17 protein-coding genes and 1 pseudogene are annotated in these 15,556 nt (G+C 68.2%); 11 read left to right on the top strand and 7 right to left on the bottom strand.

Translation table 11 applies throughout. The features are described from left to right. The 3 genes from WDM94_04135 to WDM94_04125 are packed head-to-tail and all read left to right on the top strand — an operon-like array spanning position 1 to position 2,682. Positions 1-1,266 carry an ABC transporter permease gene (locus WDM94_04135; GenBank protein ID MEJ0011816.1) on the top strand — a complete coding sequence of 422 codons (1,266 nt, stop codon included), beginning with the start codon at positions 1-3 and terminating at the stop codon, positions 1,264-1,266. 1 nt (position 1,267) lies between these two features. After that, complete coding sequence (locus tag WDM94_04130; protein ID MEJ0011815.1) at positions 1,268-1,672, top strand: methylglyoxal synthase; 405 nt, start codon at positions 1,268-1,270, stop codon at positions 1,670-1,672. Next, positions 1,669-2,682 (top strand): glucokinase, encoded by a 1,014-nt coding sequence (locus WDM94_04125; GenBank protein ID MEJ0011814.1) that lies wholly within the window; start codon positions 1,669-1,671, stop codon positions 2,680-2,682. The genes WDM94_04130 and WDM94_04125 overlap by 4 nt, the downstream gene beginning before the upstream one ends. Positions 2,683-2,869: 187 nt before the next feature. Here WDM94_04125 and WDM94_04120 read toward each other — a convergent pair whose 3' ends face one another. The 6 genes and pseudogenes from WDM94_04120 to WDM94_04095 form a co-directional block, all read right to left on the bottom strand. Beyond that, positions 2,870-3,241, bottom strand: a complete 372-nt coding sequence (locus tag WDM94_04120) for an endonuclease domain-containing protein (GenBank protein MEJ0011813.1) — start codon at positions 3,239-3,241, stop codon at positions 2,870-2,872. A 98-nt stretch (positions 3,242-3,339) separates the two neighbouring features. Next, the gene (gene bfr / locus WDM94_04115; GenBank protein ID MEJ0011812.1) at positions 3,340-3,837 is read right to left on the bottom strand and encodes a bacterioferritin; all 498 of its coding nucleotides are present in this window, start codon (positions 3,835-3,837) and stop codon (positions 3,340-3,342) included. A 58-nt stretch (positions 3,838-3,895) separates the two neighbouring features. Beyond that, complete coding sequence (locus tag WDM94_04110; GenBank protein MEJ0011811.1) at positions 3,896-4,168, bottom strand: hypothetical protein; 273 nt, start codon at positions 4,166-4,168, stop codon at positions 3,896-3,898. Positions 4,169-4,484: 316 nt separating this feature from the next. Then, complete coding sequence (locus WDM94_04105) at positions 4,485-5,279, bottom strand: FAD binding domain-containing protein (protein ID MEJ0011810.1); 795 nt, start codon at positions 5,277-5,279, stop codon at positions 4,485-4,487. Position 5,280: 1 nt separating this feature from the next. Next, positions 5,281-5,749: pseudogene (locus WDM94_04100) on the bottom strand ((2Fe-2S)-binding protein). Then, positions 5,746-6,378, bottom strand: a complete 633-nt coding sequence (locus WDM94_04095; protein ID MEJ0011809.1) for a carbon monoxide dehydrogenase subunit G — start codon at positions 6,376-6,378, stop codon at positions 5,746-5,748. Before WDM94_04095 ends, WDM94_04100 begins: the two are co-directional and overlap by 4 nt. Before the next feature lie 208 nt (positions 6,379-6,586). Between WDM94_04095 and WDM94_04090 the strand changes: the two genes are divergently transcribed. From WDM94_04090 to WDM94_04055, 8 genes are all read left to right on the top strand, one after another. Beyond that, on the top strand, positions 6,587-7,534 hold the full coding sequence (locus WDM94_04090; protein MEJ0011808.1) for a class I SAM-dependent methyltransferase: 948 nt from the start codon (positions 6,587-6,589) through the stop codon (positions 7,532-7,534). A gap of 243 nt (positions 7,535-7,777) precedes the next feature. Further along, the gene (locus tag WDM94_04085; protein ID MEJ0011807.1) at positions 7,778-8,617 is read left to right on the top strand and encodes an RNA methyltransferase; all 840 of its coding nucleotides are present in this window, start codon (positions 7,778-7,780) and stop codon (positions 8,615-8,617) included. Further along, positions 8,610-9,098, top strand: a complete 489-nt coding sequence (gene lspA, locus WDM94_04080) for a signal peptidase II (GenBank protein ID MEJ0011806.1) — start codon at positions 8,610-8,612, stop codon at positions 9,096-9,098. The genes WDM94_04085 and lspA overlap by 8 nt, the downstream gene beginning before the upstream one ends. A gap of 52 nt (positions 9,099-9,150) precedes the next feature. Beyond that, positions 9,151-11,049, top strand: coding sequence for a beta-L-arabinofuranosidase domain-containing protein (locus WDM94_04075; GenBank protein ID MEJ0011805.1), 1,899 nt, complete (start codon positions 9,151-9,153; stop codon positions 11,047-11,049). A 72-nt stretch (positions 11,050-11,121) separates the two neighbouring features. Next, positions 11,122-12,198, top strand: coding sequence for an ABC transporter ATP-binding protein (locus tag WDM94_04070; GenBank protein MEJ0011804.1), 1,077 nt, complete (start codon positions 11,122-11,124; stop codon positions 12,196-12,198). A 207-nt stretch (positions 12,199-12,405) separates the two neighbouring features. Further along, a complete protein-coding gene (locus tag WDM94_04065; GenBank protein MEJ0011803.1) occupies positions 12,406-13,317 on the top strand; it encodes a dihydrodipicolinate synthase family protein in 912 nt (303 codons plus the stop codon). A 109-nt stretch (positions 13,318-13,426) separates the two neighbouring features. Beyond that, positions 13,427-13,669, top strand: a complete 243-nt coding sequence (locus tag WDM94_04060) for a hypothetical protein (GenBank protein MEJ0011802.1) — start codon at positions 13,427-13,429, stop codon at positions 13,667-13,669. A gap of 124 nt (positions 13,670-13,793) precedes the next feature. Further along, positions 13,794-14,006 (top strand): hypothetical protein, encoded by a 213-nt coding sequence (locus WDM94_04055; GenBank protein MEJ0011801.1) that lies wholly within the window; start codon positions 13,794-13,796, stop codon positions 14,004-14,006. Positions 14,007-14,049: 43 nt separating this feature from the next. Here the strand turns inward: WDM94_04055 and WDM94_04050 are convergent, their stop codons facing one another. After that, a complete protein-coding gene (locus WDM94_04050; GenBank protein MEJ0011800.1) occupies positions 14,050-15,546 on the bottom strand; it encodes a winged helix-turn-helix domain-containing protein in 1,497 nt (498 codons plus the stop codon). Between the last annotated feature and the right edge of the window lie 10 nt (positions 15,547-15,556).

The following is a 15,556-nucleotide window of genomic DNA, read 5'->3' as shown; positions in this document are numbered from 1 at the left end:
ATGACGCTCCGCGACACCAGCAACGCGCCGTCGAGTCTCGACCAGGCGAAGCGGCGGCAGACGCTGATCACCGGGTGGCTGCTGCTGGCGCTCGCGGTATTCGTCGCCGGCATCTTCGGCATCGGGCTTTCCGGCGAGGCCGACTTCCGGCTGGCGCTGCCCGGCGACATGTTCGCGGTGCCCGACCTCGTCGTGCCGGCGGCGCCATACGTGTTCGTGGTGGCGGCGTTGCTGGCGTTCTTCGGCGCGCGGCAGTTCGCGCGCGGCGCGGCGCGGACGTCGGCGATCTTCCTCGGCATCGGTCTGTTCCTCGTCGTCACGGCATTCCTCGTCTGGGCGACGGCAGGGAAATCGTTCTCGCTGACCGGCATGCTGGAATCGACGATCGTGCGGGCGGTGCCGATAGCGCTCGGCGGGCTGGTCGGCGTGCTGTCGGAGCGCGTCGCGGTGGTTAACATCGGCATCGAAGGGATGCTGCTTTCCGGGGCATTCACCGGCGCCGTCGCGGGCTCGCTGCTCGGCGGTTGGGGCGGGCTGGTTGCCGCGATCATCGTCGGCGGGCTGATGGGCCTGATGCTCAGCGCGCTGGTCATCACCTACCGGGTCGACCAGATCATCGCCGGCGTCGCCATAAATCTTTTCGTGCTGGGGCTTACGTCATACGTGTCGAGCCAGGTGCTGACGCAATATCGCTGGCTCAACAATGCGCCGGTGTTCCGCGGTATCGAGATTCCGTTCCTCTCCGACCTGCCGGTGGTCGGGCGCGTGCTGTTCCAGCAGAACATCTTCGTCTACGGCGCGGCGATCATGATCGCGATCGCGACGTACTATCTGTTCCACACGCGCATGGGGCTGCGCGCCCGCGCCGTCGGCGAGCATCCGGAGGCGGCCGATACGCTGGGCATCAACGTCTATCGGCTGCGCTACATCAACGTCACCATCGGCGGCATGGTGGCGGGCTTTGGCGGGGCGTGGTTCACGCTCGGCTCGGTCGGGCGCTTCGACGACAACATGACCGGCGGGCGCGGCTTCATCGGGCTCGCCGCGATGATCTTCGGGCGCTGGCATCCGGTCGGCGCGCTGTTGGCGGCGCTGGTGTTCGGCTTCGCGGATTCGCTGCAGCAGAAGCTCGCCATCCTGCAGGTGCCGATCCCGTCGGAGTTCCTCGCCATGGCGCCGTATATCGCGACGATCGTGCTGGTTGCCGGCATTGTCGGCCGGGCGCGCGCGCCGGCGGCGGACGGCAAGCCGTACATCAAGGATTAGGATGCGCCGCGAGGGAGCGATCGCGCTCGTCGCGCACGACCAGATGAAGGCCGTGATGGTCGAGTTCGCGCGCGACCATCGGGCGACGCTCGCCGAATTCGCGCTCTATGCCACCGGCACGACGGGCACGCGCGTGCTGGAGGCCTGCCCCGAACTCGACGTCACGCGCCTGAAAAGCGGGCCGGTCGGCGGCGACCAGCAGATCGGCGCGCTGATCGCGGACGGCAAGATCTCGGCGCTGATCTTCTTTATCGACGCGCTGTCGCCGATGCCGCATGACGTCGATGTCAAGGCGCTGACCCGTCTTGCAGTGCACTACGATATTCCGATGGCGCTCAACCGGCGGACAGCGGACATTCTGCTGGCGCGGCCTGAGGCGCTTTTGTTTCCCGGAGCGACGCGGTGAACGGATACCTCGACCACCTCCCCTTCCCGATCCTGATCGGCGACATCGGCGGGACCAACGCGCGCTTCGCGGTGATCGAGGATGCCGAGGCGCCGGTGCGGCGCCTGCCCAACGTGCACACCGCCGACTTCCCCACCATCGACGATGCCATCGCCGACGCCGTCGTCGGCAAGGCGGGCGCAGAGCCGAAGGCGGCGGTGCTGGCGCTGGCCGGGCCGATCACCGGCGATAGCGTGCCGCTCACCAACTGCGACTGGGTGGTGACGCCGAAGACTCTGATCTCGCGTTTCGGGATGGCCGAGGTCGTACTGCTCAACGATTTCGAGGCGCAGTCGCTGGGGCTGCCGGAGCTCGGGCCGGACGACATCGATCCGGTCGGCGGCGGCACGATCGGCGAAGGCGCGCGCGTGGTGATCGGACCGGGCACCGGGCTTGGCGCCGGGGCGCTGGTCTTGAGCCGCGGCGTGTGGATTCCGATCCCCGGCGAAGGCGGGCACGTGGGCCTCGGGCCGGTGACGGCGCGCGACCTCGATGTGTGGCCGCACATCGAACGGCATGGGCCGCGGGTGTCGGCGGAGACGGTGCTCTGCGGCGCGGGGATGGTGCGGCTCTACAAGGCGATCTGCGCCAGCGACGGCGTCGCGCCGCGCTACGACACGCCGGCGGAGATCACCGCCAACGGACTTTCCGGCGACGACGGGCAGGCGAAGGAGACGCTGGCGATTTTCGCCGAGCACCTCGGCCGCGTCGCCGGCGACACGGCGCTGGTGTTCATGGCGCGCGGCGGCGTCTACCTCGCCGGCGGTATCACGGCGCGCATAGCGCCGGTGCTGAAGGCGGGCGGATTTCGCGCCGCGTTCGTCGACAAGTGGCCGCACGGGAAGCTGATGGAGGGGATGTCCACGGCGATCATCACGAAGGAAGACGCGGCGCTGGCGGGGATCGCGGCGTTTGCGCGGACGCCGACGATGTTTGGGGTGGAGGTTGGTGGAAGGCGGTGGCGGGGGTAGTCGGGGCGGTAGGGAAAACGCGGCGACGTCGGATGGACGCCGTAGCTCTGCGGCGATTGTCACGGGCAGCGCTTGCTGAGGCACACCCCTCCCCAAAACCGCGTTGCGGTTTTGGCCCTCCCGCAAGGGGAGGGCTCGACTCGTTGAGCGACCTGGACTCCGCTTGAACCCTCCCCTTGCGGGAGGGTCAAATCGCCGTAGGCGATTTGGGGAGGGGTGCAGTGGCTGCCTCCCAGATCGCCATGTAGACGCCGTCGAGATTCGACATCACATCAGAATTTGAGAAGCGCAGTACGCGATGGCCCTGTGTTTCCAGCCACGTCGTTCGTGCCGCATCGGCAACGACAACGGCGTCGTGGCCGTGGTGATCGCCGTCGATCTCGACGATCAGATGCCGCTCCGGGCAGAAGAAATCGACAATGTAGTTGCCGAGTGTCGCTTGGCGGCGGAAGCGGAGGCCGTCGAGCTGGCGGCGATTCAGCCGTAGCCAGAGCCGCACTTCGGCCGGCGTCATTTCGCGGCGCATGGCGCGGGCGTTGCGCTTATTCGGCGCGGGCACGGATCGGTGCGGCACCGCTACCCCTCCCCAAAACCGCTTTGCGGTTTTGGCCCTCCCGCAAGGGGAGGGCTCGGCTTGTTGCGGCGGCGGCGTTCAGCTCACGTCGCGTGGTCGGCTTCTTCGTTGGCGGGTTCGGCGTTGAGCTGGCTGTAGTTCTCGGCGCCGATGTCGGCGTAGAGCTTGAGCTGGGTCTCGAGGAAGTTGATGTGGCCCTCCTCGTCGGCGAGCAGCACCTCGAACAGCTTCATCGAGACGAAATCGGCGGCGCCGTCGCAGACTTCGCGCGCTTCCGAATAGAGGGCGCGGGCTTCGTATTCGCCTTCCAGGTCCGACTCCAGGATCTCCTTCACGCTCTGTCCGATCTTCAGCGGATTGAGCTGCTGCATGTTGGGGAAGCCGTCGAGGAAGATGATGCGGTCGACGAGCTTGTCGGCGTGCTGCATCTCCTCGATCGATTCGGCGCGTTCCTTCTTGGCGAGCTTGGCAAGGCCCCAATCTTCGAGCAGCCGGTAGTGCAGCCAGTACTGGTTGACCGCCGTCAGCTCGTGGCGGAGCGCCTGGTTCAGGTAGTCGATGACCTTGGGATCGCCCTTCATTGCCGCTTCTCCGCTTATTCTTGGAATAATTCTAAGTTAGTGGATGCTGTTGGCGGGGTCAAACGTCGATGACGATGAGGATCTCCTGCTCGCGCTCATCCTCGGCGGCTTCCGCGACGCTCGCCAGCAGCTCCGGGCAGGTGAAGGTCAGGCCGCCGTCGGCGATGACCTTGCGGATGGTGGCGAAGCAGGTGCCGCAATTGGGGCGGGCGCCCAGGGCCTTGAACAGGCGGCCGGGGGTGATCGGGCGGAAGGCATCCTCGGCGGCCAGCATCTGGGCGGCGGCGAGGATGCGCGAGTGGGTGAGGACGTTGCAGGAGCAGACGATCATTGCGTGGGATGAGATGGCACTCGGGCGCGTTGGAGGCAACCCCACCCAGCGCGCTTCGCCTTTGGCTATAGGCGCGGTCGCCGTGCCCGGAACGGGAAGTATGAGCGGAGTGCAATCGTGGGGTCATGGAGGGTGAGAGGTCCCACTGCGAGGTCGAACGGAGGAGAGACACCCCTCCCCGAAACCGCTTTGCGGTTTCGGCCCTCCCGCAAGGGGAGGGCTCAAGCGGAGTTTTTTGGGGCTCGATGTTTCAACAAGGGTGAACCCTCCCCTTGCGGGAGGGTCAAAACGCCGAAGGCGTTTTGGGGAGGAGTGTCTATCCCGCTCTCGAGAGGGCGCGCTTGGCCATGACCTTCACGAGGTTGGCGCGGTAGGCGGGGGTGGCGTGGATATCGCCCAGCATTGTCGTCTCGTCGATCGTGACGGCGTCGATGGCGGCGGGCGACCAGTTTTCCGTCAGTGCCTTTTCGATTGCGGTGGCGCGGTAGGCGCCGTTGTTGCCGGCGCCAGTGATGGCTACTCGGACCGTGCGGTCCTTCGCCATCGCGACGAAAGCGGCGGCGATGGCGTAGCGCGAGGCGGGGTTGCGGAATTTTTCGTAGGCGGCTTTGGCCGGAGGGCGGAAGGCGACCTTGACGATGATCTCGCCGTCCTGCAGCGCGGTGGTGAACAGGCCGCGCAGGAAATCGGCGGCGGAAATCGCGCGGCGGTCGGTGTGGATCGTCGCGTCCAGCGCCAGCACCGCGGCGGCGTAGTCGGCGGCCGGGTCGTTGTTGGCGAGCGAGCCGCCGATGGTTCCGAGGTGGCGGACGGCCGGGTCGCCGATGAGCGCCGCCAGCGCGGCAAGCGCCGGGATGGCTTGGCGCACGACGTCGGAGGCCGCGACCTCGGCATGGGTCGTGGCGGCGCCGACGGTGAGGGTGTCGCCGGCGACGGCGATGCCGCGCAGCTCCGGCAGGCGGGCGATGTCGATGAGGTCGGTCGGGGCGGCGACGCGCTGCTTCATCACCGGCAGCAATGTCTGGCCGCCGGCGATGTATCTGGCGTCAGGCGTGAACAGGGCGCGGGCCTCCGCCAGCGTCGCTGGGCGATGGTAGCGCGTCTCGTACATGTCAGCGCATCGCGGCGGCGCCGGCGGCGATCGCCTTGACGATGTTCTGGTAGCCCGTGCAGCGGCAGATGTTGCCTTCGAGCTCGTGGCGGACGGTCGCGTCGTCGAGGTCGTTGCCCAGGCGGCGGACCATGTCGACGGCGCTGATGATCATGCCCGGCGTGCAGAAGCCGCACTGCAGGCCGTGGTGCTCGTGGAAGGCTTGCTGCATGGGGTGAAGCTGGGCACCGGTCGCGAGGCCCTCGATGGTGACGACGCGCGTGCCCTCGGCGCGGCGGGCCAGCACGGTGCACGACTTGACAGCGACGCCGTCCATCAGCACGAGGCAGGCGCCGCATTGCGACGTGTCGCAGCCGATGTGCGTGCCGGTGAGGCCGAGTTTTTTCGCGGAGTAGCTCAACCAGCAGCGTTCGGTCCTCGACCTCGGCCGAGGCCGCCTTGCCGTTTACGGTGAGGGCTACTGCCGTCACCAGGTCGCCACCAATACGACGATGACACCGGCGAGGATGATCAGCATTCCCCACATCATCGGCCCGCCGAGGAAGCCGCGGACGGCGGCCTTCTCGACTTCCTCCTCGCCTTCCTTGGCGACTTCGGCAACGGCGTGGGCGGCGTCCTCGACCGCATGCTCGACGGCGTGCTCGGCGCGCAGCAGCGGACCTTCGGTGACGCGCTCAGCGAAATTGGCGAAGAACTGGTCGGCCATCTGCTTGGCCGTGGCGTCGATCAGGCGGGCACCGATCTGGGCAAGCTTGCCGCCGACCTGGCCGCGCGCGGTGTAGCGCAGGATGGTCTGGTCGCCGTCCTCGATAAGCTTGACGTCGGCGCCGCCGTTGGCAAAGCCGGCGACGCCGCCCTTGCCCTCGCCGGTGATCGTGTAGGACAGCGGCGCGTTGACGTTGGACAGCGTCACCTTGCCGTTGAAGGTGGCGCGTACCATGCCGACCTTGGTGTCGACGGTCGCGGTCATCTCCGTGTCGCTGACCTTGGTCAGCGCCGTGCAGCCGGGGATGGTGTCCTTGAGGACGGCGGGATCGTTGAGCGCCGCCCAGACCTGCGTCCGCGGCGCGTCGATCTTCACCTCGCCCGACATTTCCATTTTGATGTTTCCGAGAAGGATGGCCTCAGCCAATGGTCGCATGGGGGGCGCGGGCGCGGCAAGGGTTGGTGCGATCCTCCCCCGTGCAACGGGGGAGCTGTCGGCGCAGCCGACGGAGGGGGGGCCGCCCCCTCCACCGCCTTCGGCGGTCCCCCTCCCCCGCTTTGCGGGGGAGGATCAACGGCTGGCGCTCCATTGCACCGGCGAGATAAAAGGAAGGGTGACAGCCACCGAATCCATCGCACGCCGGACGCTCCAGCGGAAAACCCCCGTGATCCTCGAGACACGCGGGTGGAGCGACTACGCGCTGATCGATTCGGGCAACGGCGAGAAGCTGGAGCGATACGGCCGGTTTCGCATCGTGCGGCCCGAGGCGCAGGCCCTGTGGACGCCGCGCCGGCCGGCCGCCGAGTGGGAGGCGGCGGACGCCAAGTTCGTCGGCATCGGCGACGAGGAGAAGGAAGGCGGCGATACCGGCGGGCGCTGGCGCTACAAGAAGCCGCTCGGCGAGACGTGGCCGATCCAATACGACGGCGTGCCTTTTCTCGGGCGTTTCACCTCGTTCCGCCATGTCGGGGTGTTCCCGGAGCAGGCGACGCACTGGGACTGGATGCGCGACCTGATCGCCGGTGCGGCGCGGCCGGTGAAGGTGCTCAACCTGTTCGCCTATACCGGCGTCGCTTCGCTCATCGCGGCGAAGGCCGGCGCCGAGGTTACGCACATCGATGCGTCGAAGAAGGCGATCGGCTGGGCGCGGGAGAACCAGGCGCTCGGGCATCTGGAGGCCTTGAAGATCCGCTGGATCTGCGAGGACGCGACGAAATTCGTCGAGCGCGAGACGCGGCGCGGTTCGCGCTACGACGGCATCATTCTCGACCCGCCGAAATTCGGGCGCGGGCCGAACGGCGAGGTGTGGGATATTTTCACGTCGCTGCGGCCGCTGCTGGCGGCGTGCGTCGGGCTGTTGTCGGAGCGGGCGCTGTTCCTGATCCTCACGGCGTACTCGATCCGGGCTTCGTTCTATTCGATCGATGAGCTGGCGGCGGAGTCGCTCGCCGGGCGCGGCGGGCTGCTCGAGTCGGGCGAGCTGGTGCTGCAGGAGGAAGGCGGCGGGCGGAAGCTTTCGACGTCGCTGTTTTCGCGGTGGTCGGCGTGAGCACGCGACGCGGTTCCCCACCCACCATGCTCCGCATGGTCCCCCCTCCCCGTTCCGGGGAGGGATTGGAGTTTGCCACGGCGAGCTCCGCTTATCCCTCCCCGTTCCGGGGAGGGGGGACCGCGCGTAGCGCGGTGGGTGGGGTACTGCGGCATGCGTGGATCGAGCGCGGCCCCTCCCCAAAACCGCTTCGCGGTTTTGACCCTCCCGCAAGGGGAGGGTTGGGACCGAGGGTGGGTTGCCATGATGCGTGACGGACCGCCCTCGCCTGGCATGGTCAAGTCGATCACGTCGCTGGCCAACCCGATCGTCAAGGACATCCGCGCGCTGGCGCTGCCCAAGAATCGCAAGGCGAGCGGGCTGTTCGTGGCCGAGGGATTGAAGCTTGTCGCCGACGCCGTCGAAGCCGGGTGGACGGTCAAGACTTTGATGTATGCGGCGAACGCCGGCGCGCAGCCGCTGGTGGCGCGGCTGGCATCGTCGACGCATGCCAAGGGCGGTGCGGTGCTGTCGGTGAGCGAGGCGGTGCTGGCGAAGATTTCGCGCCGCGATAATCCGCAGACCGTGATCGGCGTGTTCGAGCAGAAGCTGATGCCGGCGGCGGCAATCCGGCCGAAGGCGGGCGATGTGTGGGTGGCGCTCGAAGCGGTGCGCGATCCCGGCAATCTCGGGACGATCATCCGGACGGCGGATGCCGTCGGCGCGGCGGGCGTCATCCTGGTCGGCGATACGGTCGATCCGTTTTCGGTCGAGGCGGTGCGGGCGACCATGGGCTCGGTGTTCGCGGTGCCGCTGGCGCGGGCGACGAAGGCGGAGTTCGCGAAGCTGGCGGCGGCGTGGTCGGGGACCGTGGTCGGGACGCATCTCGCGGCGACGGCGGACTATCGCGCCGTCGAGTACCGGACGCCGGTGCTGCTCGTGATGGGCGGCGAGCAGGCGGGGCTGACGGCGGAGACCTCGGCGGCGCTGAAGACACTGGTCAAGATTCCGATGGCCGGCAAGGCGGACTCGCTCAATCTCGCGGTGGCGACCGCGGTGATGCTGTTCGAGATACGGCGCGGGGCGCTGAAGCTCGATGGCTGATTGGCGCCGCGGGCGGCCGGCGGGTCCCCTCTCCTTCCTCGGCGTCGCGATCATCGTGGTGACGGTGGTGCTCGACCAGATCGCCAAGCTGATCGCGGTGGCCGAGTTGCCGATGGGCTCGGCGATCGACCTGCTGCCGATCCTGACGCTCTACCGCGTCGAGAACACCGGCATCGCGTTTTCGTTTCTGTCGGGCTCGGGCATGCCGCTGATCGTCATGACGCTGGTCATCATCGTCGTCGTCGGCGGCTTCTGGGTGCGCTCGACCGACGGCGGCAGACTCGCTGCCGCGGGCTTCGCGCTGATTGTCGGCGGGGCGTTCGGCAACCTTATCGACCGCGTGCGGCTCGGCTCGGTGGTCGACTTCCTGCTGCTCCATTTCGGCGAGCGGACGCTGTTCGTCTTCAACGTCGCCGACGTCGCGCTGACGCTCGGGCCGGCGCTGCTCATTGTCACTTTTCTCTTCCCGGCAAGGGAGTAGCGGCGCGGCTGTGGCGTGCTAGCCTCGCCCCGGGCTGAGAGAGTCGGGGGGAATGCAGCAGCACGCACCGGTCAGTTTCGTCACCGTCAGCATCGAAGGCGATTTCTGGCGCGAGCGGCTGGAAACGGTGCTGACGCGTACGATTCCGTACCAGCACGCGGCGATGGAAGCGGCCGGGATGTTCGAGCAGCTCGCCGTCGCCAAGCCGCCGCCCGATATCCGCCTTCCGGCCGACGAGCACGGCTTCACGCCGCAGGTGCTGTGGGACGCCGAGATCGGCAAGTGGCTGGAGGCGGCGAGCTATGCGCTGGCCTTCCGCCGCCAGCCGACGATGGAAGGCCAGATCGAGACCATCGCCGGGCTCTATGCCAAGGCGCAGTTGGAGGACGGCTACCTCGACACGTGGTTCATCGCGCGCGCGCCGGAGAAGCGCTGGACGAACCTTCGCGACGACCACGAGCTGCACGTCGCCGGCCATCTGATCGAGGCGGCGGTGGCGCATTTCCAGGCGACCGGCGAGCAGACGCTGATCGAGCCGATCCTGAAGCTCGCGGCGCACATCGGCGCGACCTTCGGGCCGGGCGAGGAGCAGAAGCATGGCTATGACGGGCATCAGGGGATCGAGCTGGCGCTGATCCGGCTGCACGGCGTCACCAAGGACGAGAAGCATCTCGACTTCGCGTCGTATTTCATCGACGCGCGCGGGCAGTTGCCGAATTATTTCGCGATCGAGGCGCTGGCGCGCGGCGACGAAGACAAGCCGTTCGCGCGCGGCAGCTACAGCTTCAACCAGTCGCACCGGCCGGTGCGCAACGAAGACACCGCCGTCGGCCACGTAACGCGCGCCTTCACCATGTACGCGGCGATGGCGTGCCTTGCCGGCGAGCGGCGCGACGGATCGCTGCAGCGCGCGGTCGAGGCGCTGTGGGCCGACGTCACCGGCAACCAGATGTATGTCACCGGCGGCGTCGGGCAGAACGCCGACGGCACCTTCGGCCCGGCGCGCGTGCTCCCCAACGAGACGGCGCGGGCGGAGACTTCCGCCGCGGTGGCGCTGGTCCACTGGGCGAAGCGGATGCTGACGCTGGAGCTCGACGGCAAGTACGCCGACGTGCTGGAGCTGGCGCTCTACAACGGGGCCCTCGCCGGATTGTCGCGCGACGGCGAGCATTATTTCGACACCAATCCGCTGGCCGCCGACGCCACGCGGCAGCGCTGGGCGTGGAGCAGCGATCCCGGCGCGGCGACCAACATCGCGCGGCTCGTCGCCTCGGTCGGCGGGCTGTTCTACTCGGTCGCCGAGGACGGCATCGCGATCCACCTCTACGGCGGCGCTTCGGCGACGGTCTCAGTCGGCGGACGGGCGGTTTCGATCAAGGAGATCAGCGACTATCCGTGGTCGGGCAAGATCAACATCACGATCGACCCGGTGGAGGCCGGCGAATTCACGCTGCGCCTGCGCATCCCGGCCTATGCGCGCGACGCCAGGGCGCGGATCAACGGCGCCGGCATCGACCTTTCCGGCAATCTGGTGCGCGGCTACCTCGAAATCCGCCGCACCTGGAACCCGGGCGACACGGTCGACCTCGACCTGCCGATGGCGGCGGAGCGGATCTACGCCCACCCGGCGGTGGCGGCCGACAGCGGCCGCGTCGCGCTGCGGCGCGGGCCGCTCGTCTATTGCTTCGAGGCGGTCGATAATCCGGCGCCGCTCTCGGTGCTCCGCGTGCCGCGGCAGGCGGCGCTGGCGACGCGCGAGCGGCCCGATCTTTTCGGCGGCATCGTCACCATCGTCGTCGAAGGCGCGGTCAGCGACGCCGGCGCGTGGGGCGGTGAGCTCTATCGTTCCGACCGCCCGGCGGGGAAGCCCACGACGTGGACGGCGGTGCCTTACTATCTCAACACGAACCGCGAGCCTGGCGACATGCGCGTGTGGGTCGCCGAGGATTGATCGGACCGTTGCCAGCCGATATGCAATGATAAAACCTGGGCCGATGGCCTGCGACCGTGAGGGACCCTTGCCATGGCCAACGTCGAGCTCCGCGGAGTGAACAAGCGCTACGGCAACGTCGAGGCGATCCAGCACCTCGACCTGACCGTCGGCGAAGGCGAGTTCTGCGCGCTGCTCGGGCCGTCGGGCTGCGGCAAGTCCACGCTGCTCCGCATGATCGCCGGGCTGGAAGTCGTTACCGAAGGCTCGATCCTGATCGACGGCGTCGACGTCACCAACATGCCGCCGGCCAAGCGGCGCATCGCGATGGTGTTCCAGTCGTACGCGCTCTACCCGCACATGACGGTGCGGCAGAACATCGGCTTCTCGCTGCGCGTCGCCAAGACGCCGAAGGACGTGATGGCCAAGCGCGTCAACGAGGTGGCGCGGATGCTGCAGCTCGAGGCGCTGCTCGACCGGCGGCCGGCGCAACTTTCCGGCGGCCAGCGCCAGCGCGTCGCCATCGGCCGTGCGCTGGTGCGCGAGCCGCAGGTGTTCCTGTTCGACGAGCCGCTGTCGAACCTCGACGCGATGCTGCGCGTGCAGATGCGCGTCGAGATCGCCAAGCTGCACCAGGACCTCAAGACGACGATGATCTACGTCACCCACGACCAGGTCGAGGCGATGACGCTCGCCGACAAGATCGTGGTGCTCGACCACGGCATCATCTCGCAGGTCGGCACGCCGATGGACCTCTACAACAAGCCGGCGAACAAGTTCGTCGCCTCGTTCATCGGCTCGCCGACGATGAATTTCGTCAACGCCGAAGCGAAATCGGCGGCGGGCAAGGATGCGGTGGTCAACCTGCCGGGCGGGCACGAGATAAAGCTGACGACGCAGGGCGGGCTGGCGAAGCCGGGCAGCGTCGAGGTCGGCATCCGGCCGGAGCACGTGCGGCTCAGCGGGCCGAACGATCCGCAGGCGGCGCTCGGCGGCACGGTGCAACTGCTCGAGCGGCTGGGCAACGCGACGATCATGTACGTCAGCACCGACGCCGGGCAGATCGTGGTGCAGGACGACGGCGACACGGCGACCAAGACCGGCGACAACGTCTCGGTGATCTTCGATCCGTCGCGGGTGCACCTCTTCTCGCAGAACGCGACGGTCTAGCTCGGCTCACCCGGCTCTCGCCGGCGGCGGCCGAGTTGAAGGCTGACCTGGGCGTGTCCGGCGCCGGCCGGGAGTCCGACCGGGCTGCGGCCGATGCCTGCGCCCTCGCGCTGACCCGCAACTGACCGCGACGCCCGAGATTGATCGCGCCCGCCGAGGCCGGTAAGGATTGGGAAACAGCCACCGGCGAGACGGGGGAAACTGGCAATGCGCAACGACTGGCACGGCGTTTACGCCGCGATCACGACCAAGCTCGATCCGCGGCAGGAGGTCGATCTTGCCGCGGTGAAGGCGGACGCCTCCTTCCAGATCGAGGCCGGCGTTGATGGCGTCGTGGTGTGCGGCTCGCTCGGCGAGGCATCGACGCTCGATGCCGACGAGAAGATCGCCATCGCCAAGGCGGTGAAGGAAGAATCGGCGGGGCGCGCGCCGGTCGTGCTCACGGTGGCGGAAGATTCGACGCGCGCGGCGGTGAACATCGTGGAGCGGGCCGCGGCGCTCGGCATCGACGGCCTGATGGTGCTGCCGGCGATGCGCTATCCGGCGGCGCCGCGCGAGACCATCGCGCATTTCCGCGCCGTCGCCGACGCCAGCGACCTCGACATCATGATCTACAACAACCCGATCGCCTACGGCATCGACATCACGCCTGAGATGCTGGGCGAGATGTCGGACGAGCCGAAATTCGTGGCGGTGAAGGAATCGTCCGGCGACGTGCGGCGCATCACCGACATCCACAACCTGATCGGCGACCGCTACCAGATCTTCACCGGCGTCGACGACCTGGCGCTGGAGAGCATCATGCTCGGCGCCGTCGGCTGGGTGGCGGGCCTGGTCTGCGCCTTCCCGCGCGAGACGGTGGCGATCCACGATCTGGTCAAGGCCGGGCGCATCGCCGAGGCGCGCGAGATCTATCGCTGGTTCATGCCGCTCTTGCACCTCGACGTGTCGCACCGCTTCGTCCAGAACATCAAACTGGCCGAGCACGTGGTGCGCGGCACGGCGACCACGGTGCGGGCGCCGCGGCTGGAACTGGAAGGTGCGGAGAAGGCGCGGGTCGAGGCGCTGGTGACGGCGGCGGTGCAGACACGGCCGGACCTCGGGCGCTACGGCCTTTAACACAGGCCAGCCATGACCTCTGCGCGGCCGGACGCGATCCAAATCAACGCGATCGGGCCGTCAGCGTACCTATATGAGGGGCGAGAGGCGAACACAGGAGCCTACGCCCATGCTTACGCTGGATCCCAAGGACCCGCTGCACAAGCAGCAGATAAAGGCGTCGATCGTCGATGCCATCGCCAAGGATTTCGTCGCCATCGAGCGCGGCGAGATCGTTGAGGCGGTCGATGGCGAATACGAGCGGCTGCTCGCCAAGGCGGCGATTTTCGGCCATGTCCCCTCGCTCGCCAACGGCGCCGCGCGGCGTCTCCTGCACAGCCACCATCCGCACCAGGACGTCACGGTCCACTAGGGCCGGCCGCGGTTCCTAACAATTCGGAATCTTTCCGGGCCGGCTTCAGGACCGGAACGGCGCATTTCGCGATCCTCCAAATCACGGTCCGCTGATGGACCGGGCCAAACGGAGGATCACCCCCATGACTACCCGCACCAAGCTCTCGCTCGCCGCCGCCGCTGTCGCCGTCGTCGGCGTTGCCGCCGCTCCCGCCCTCGCGACCGCGATGGCCGATCAGTTCGCTTCCGCCAAGATTTTCGTGATGGCGCCGTCCTCGGCCAATGGGCTTGGCACGATCTGGTTCGACGTGACGGACACCAAGGCTCCCGGCGTCTCGTTCGGCGGCCCGCGCTAACCGGCAAGCACGGGAGCGGGTTCCCCTGCCCGCTCCCGCCGCTCTATGGCGGCAGCCCGACCTTCAGGTAGCCGTCGACATAGTGTTTGCGGTCGGCCTCGCTGGTGAAGGGCTGCGCCTTCGCCCACTGGCTGATGGTGAAGTGCGGATTGGCGGCCATGAACGCCGCCGCCTCGGCCCGCGCCTCATCCATCCGGCCGAGCTCCGCGAGGCTCGCGGCGAGAATGCGTTGCGCGGCCGTGCGGCGCACCGGTTCGTTGCGCAGCGTCTGCACCGCATCCTCGTAGCGGCGCGCGCCGTATTCGGCCCAGCCGCGCGACCAGTAGTAGGCGCTGCCCGGAAACGGATTGAGGCGGAGCGCGCGGTCCAGGCACGCGATGGCCTCGAGGGCATCGCCCTCATGGACCTTCAGCTCGCCGAGCATCGTCCAGGCGTCGGCATTGTTGGGATTGTCGCGCAGCGTCGTCGCGAACTCGGCAATGCCGCCGGCGAGATCGCCGCCGTAGGCCAGGACATAGCCGAGCACCCAGCGGGCATCGGTACCGTCGGGATCGAGCGCAATGGCGCGCTCGGCATCCTTGCGGGCGAGCACGGCCTGCGCCTTCATGTCCTCGCCCCAGAAGGCCCAACCCCAGACATGGCTGAGCGCCAGCCAGGCATACGGCTCCGCGAATTCCGGATCGAGCTCGATAGCGCGCTGGAGCAGCAGGCGGCCGGTGCGATTGCCCTCCGGCGTCTGTGTGACCAGTTGGCGGCCGCGAACGGTGAGGTCGTAAGCCTCGAGATTCGTCGCGCGGCGGCTGGCGACGGGATCGCCGCCGCCGGGCAGCACGTCGGCGAGCGCATTGACGATGCGGCCGACGATCTCGTCCTGCAGGGCGAAGACATCGGCGAGGTCGCGATCGAAGCGATCGACCCACATGTGGCGGTTGTCGGCGGTGTCGATCAACTGCGCGCTGATGCGGACGCGGGTGGCAGCGCGGCGGACGCTGCCCTCGACGATGTAGCGGACGCCGAGTTCCTCGGCGGCGGTGCGCAGGTTCACCGGCTTGCCCTTGTAGGTGAACGACGAATTGCGCGCGATGACCAGCAGGCCCGGCACGCGCGACAGGTCGCTGATCAGATCCTCGGCGAGGCCGTCGGCGAAGAATTCCTGCTCGGGGTCGCTGCTCATGTTGGTGAACGGCAGCACGGCGATGGCGGGCTTCTCTTCCGCCGCCTCCGCTTCCGCCGCGGGGGCGTGCACCAGGCGGTAGCCGACGCGGGGCACGGTGGCGATCCAGTCCTCGTTGCTGGACGAGGCGCCGAGCGCCTTGCGCAGCGCAGCGATCTGGACGGTGAGGTTGCTCTCCTCGACGTTGGCGCCCGGCCAGGCGGCGTCCATCAGCGCGGCCTTGCTCACCGGCGTGCCGTTCGCGGCCAGCAGCGCACGGAGCAGCGCGATGGCGCGGCTGCTCAGCGAAACGGGCGAGCCGCTCCGCGACAGGGTGCCGTGTTCGTCGAGCACGAACGAGCCGAAGGCGAAGCGCGGAGCAGGCATGGAAGCGTGA

Origin of the sequence: Bauldia sp., from assembly GCA_037200845.1 — a bacterium.
GTDB lineage: Bacteria > Pseudomonadota > Alphaproteobacteria > Rhizobiales > Kaistiaceae > DASZQY01.
The sequence above is the reverse complement of the archived record's forward strand: the minus strand, read 5'-3'. Positions and strand labels throughout refer to the sequence as shown.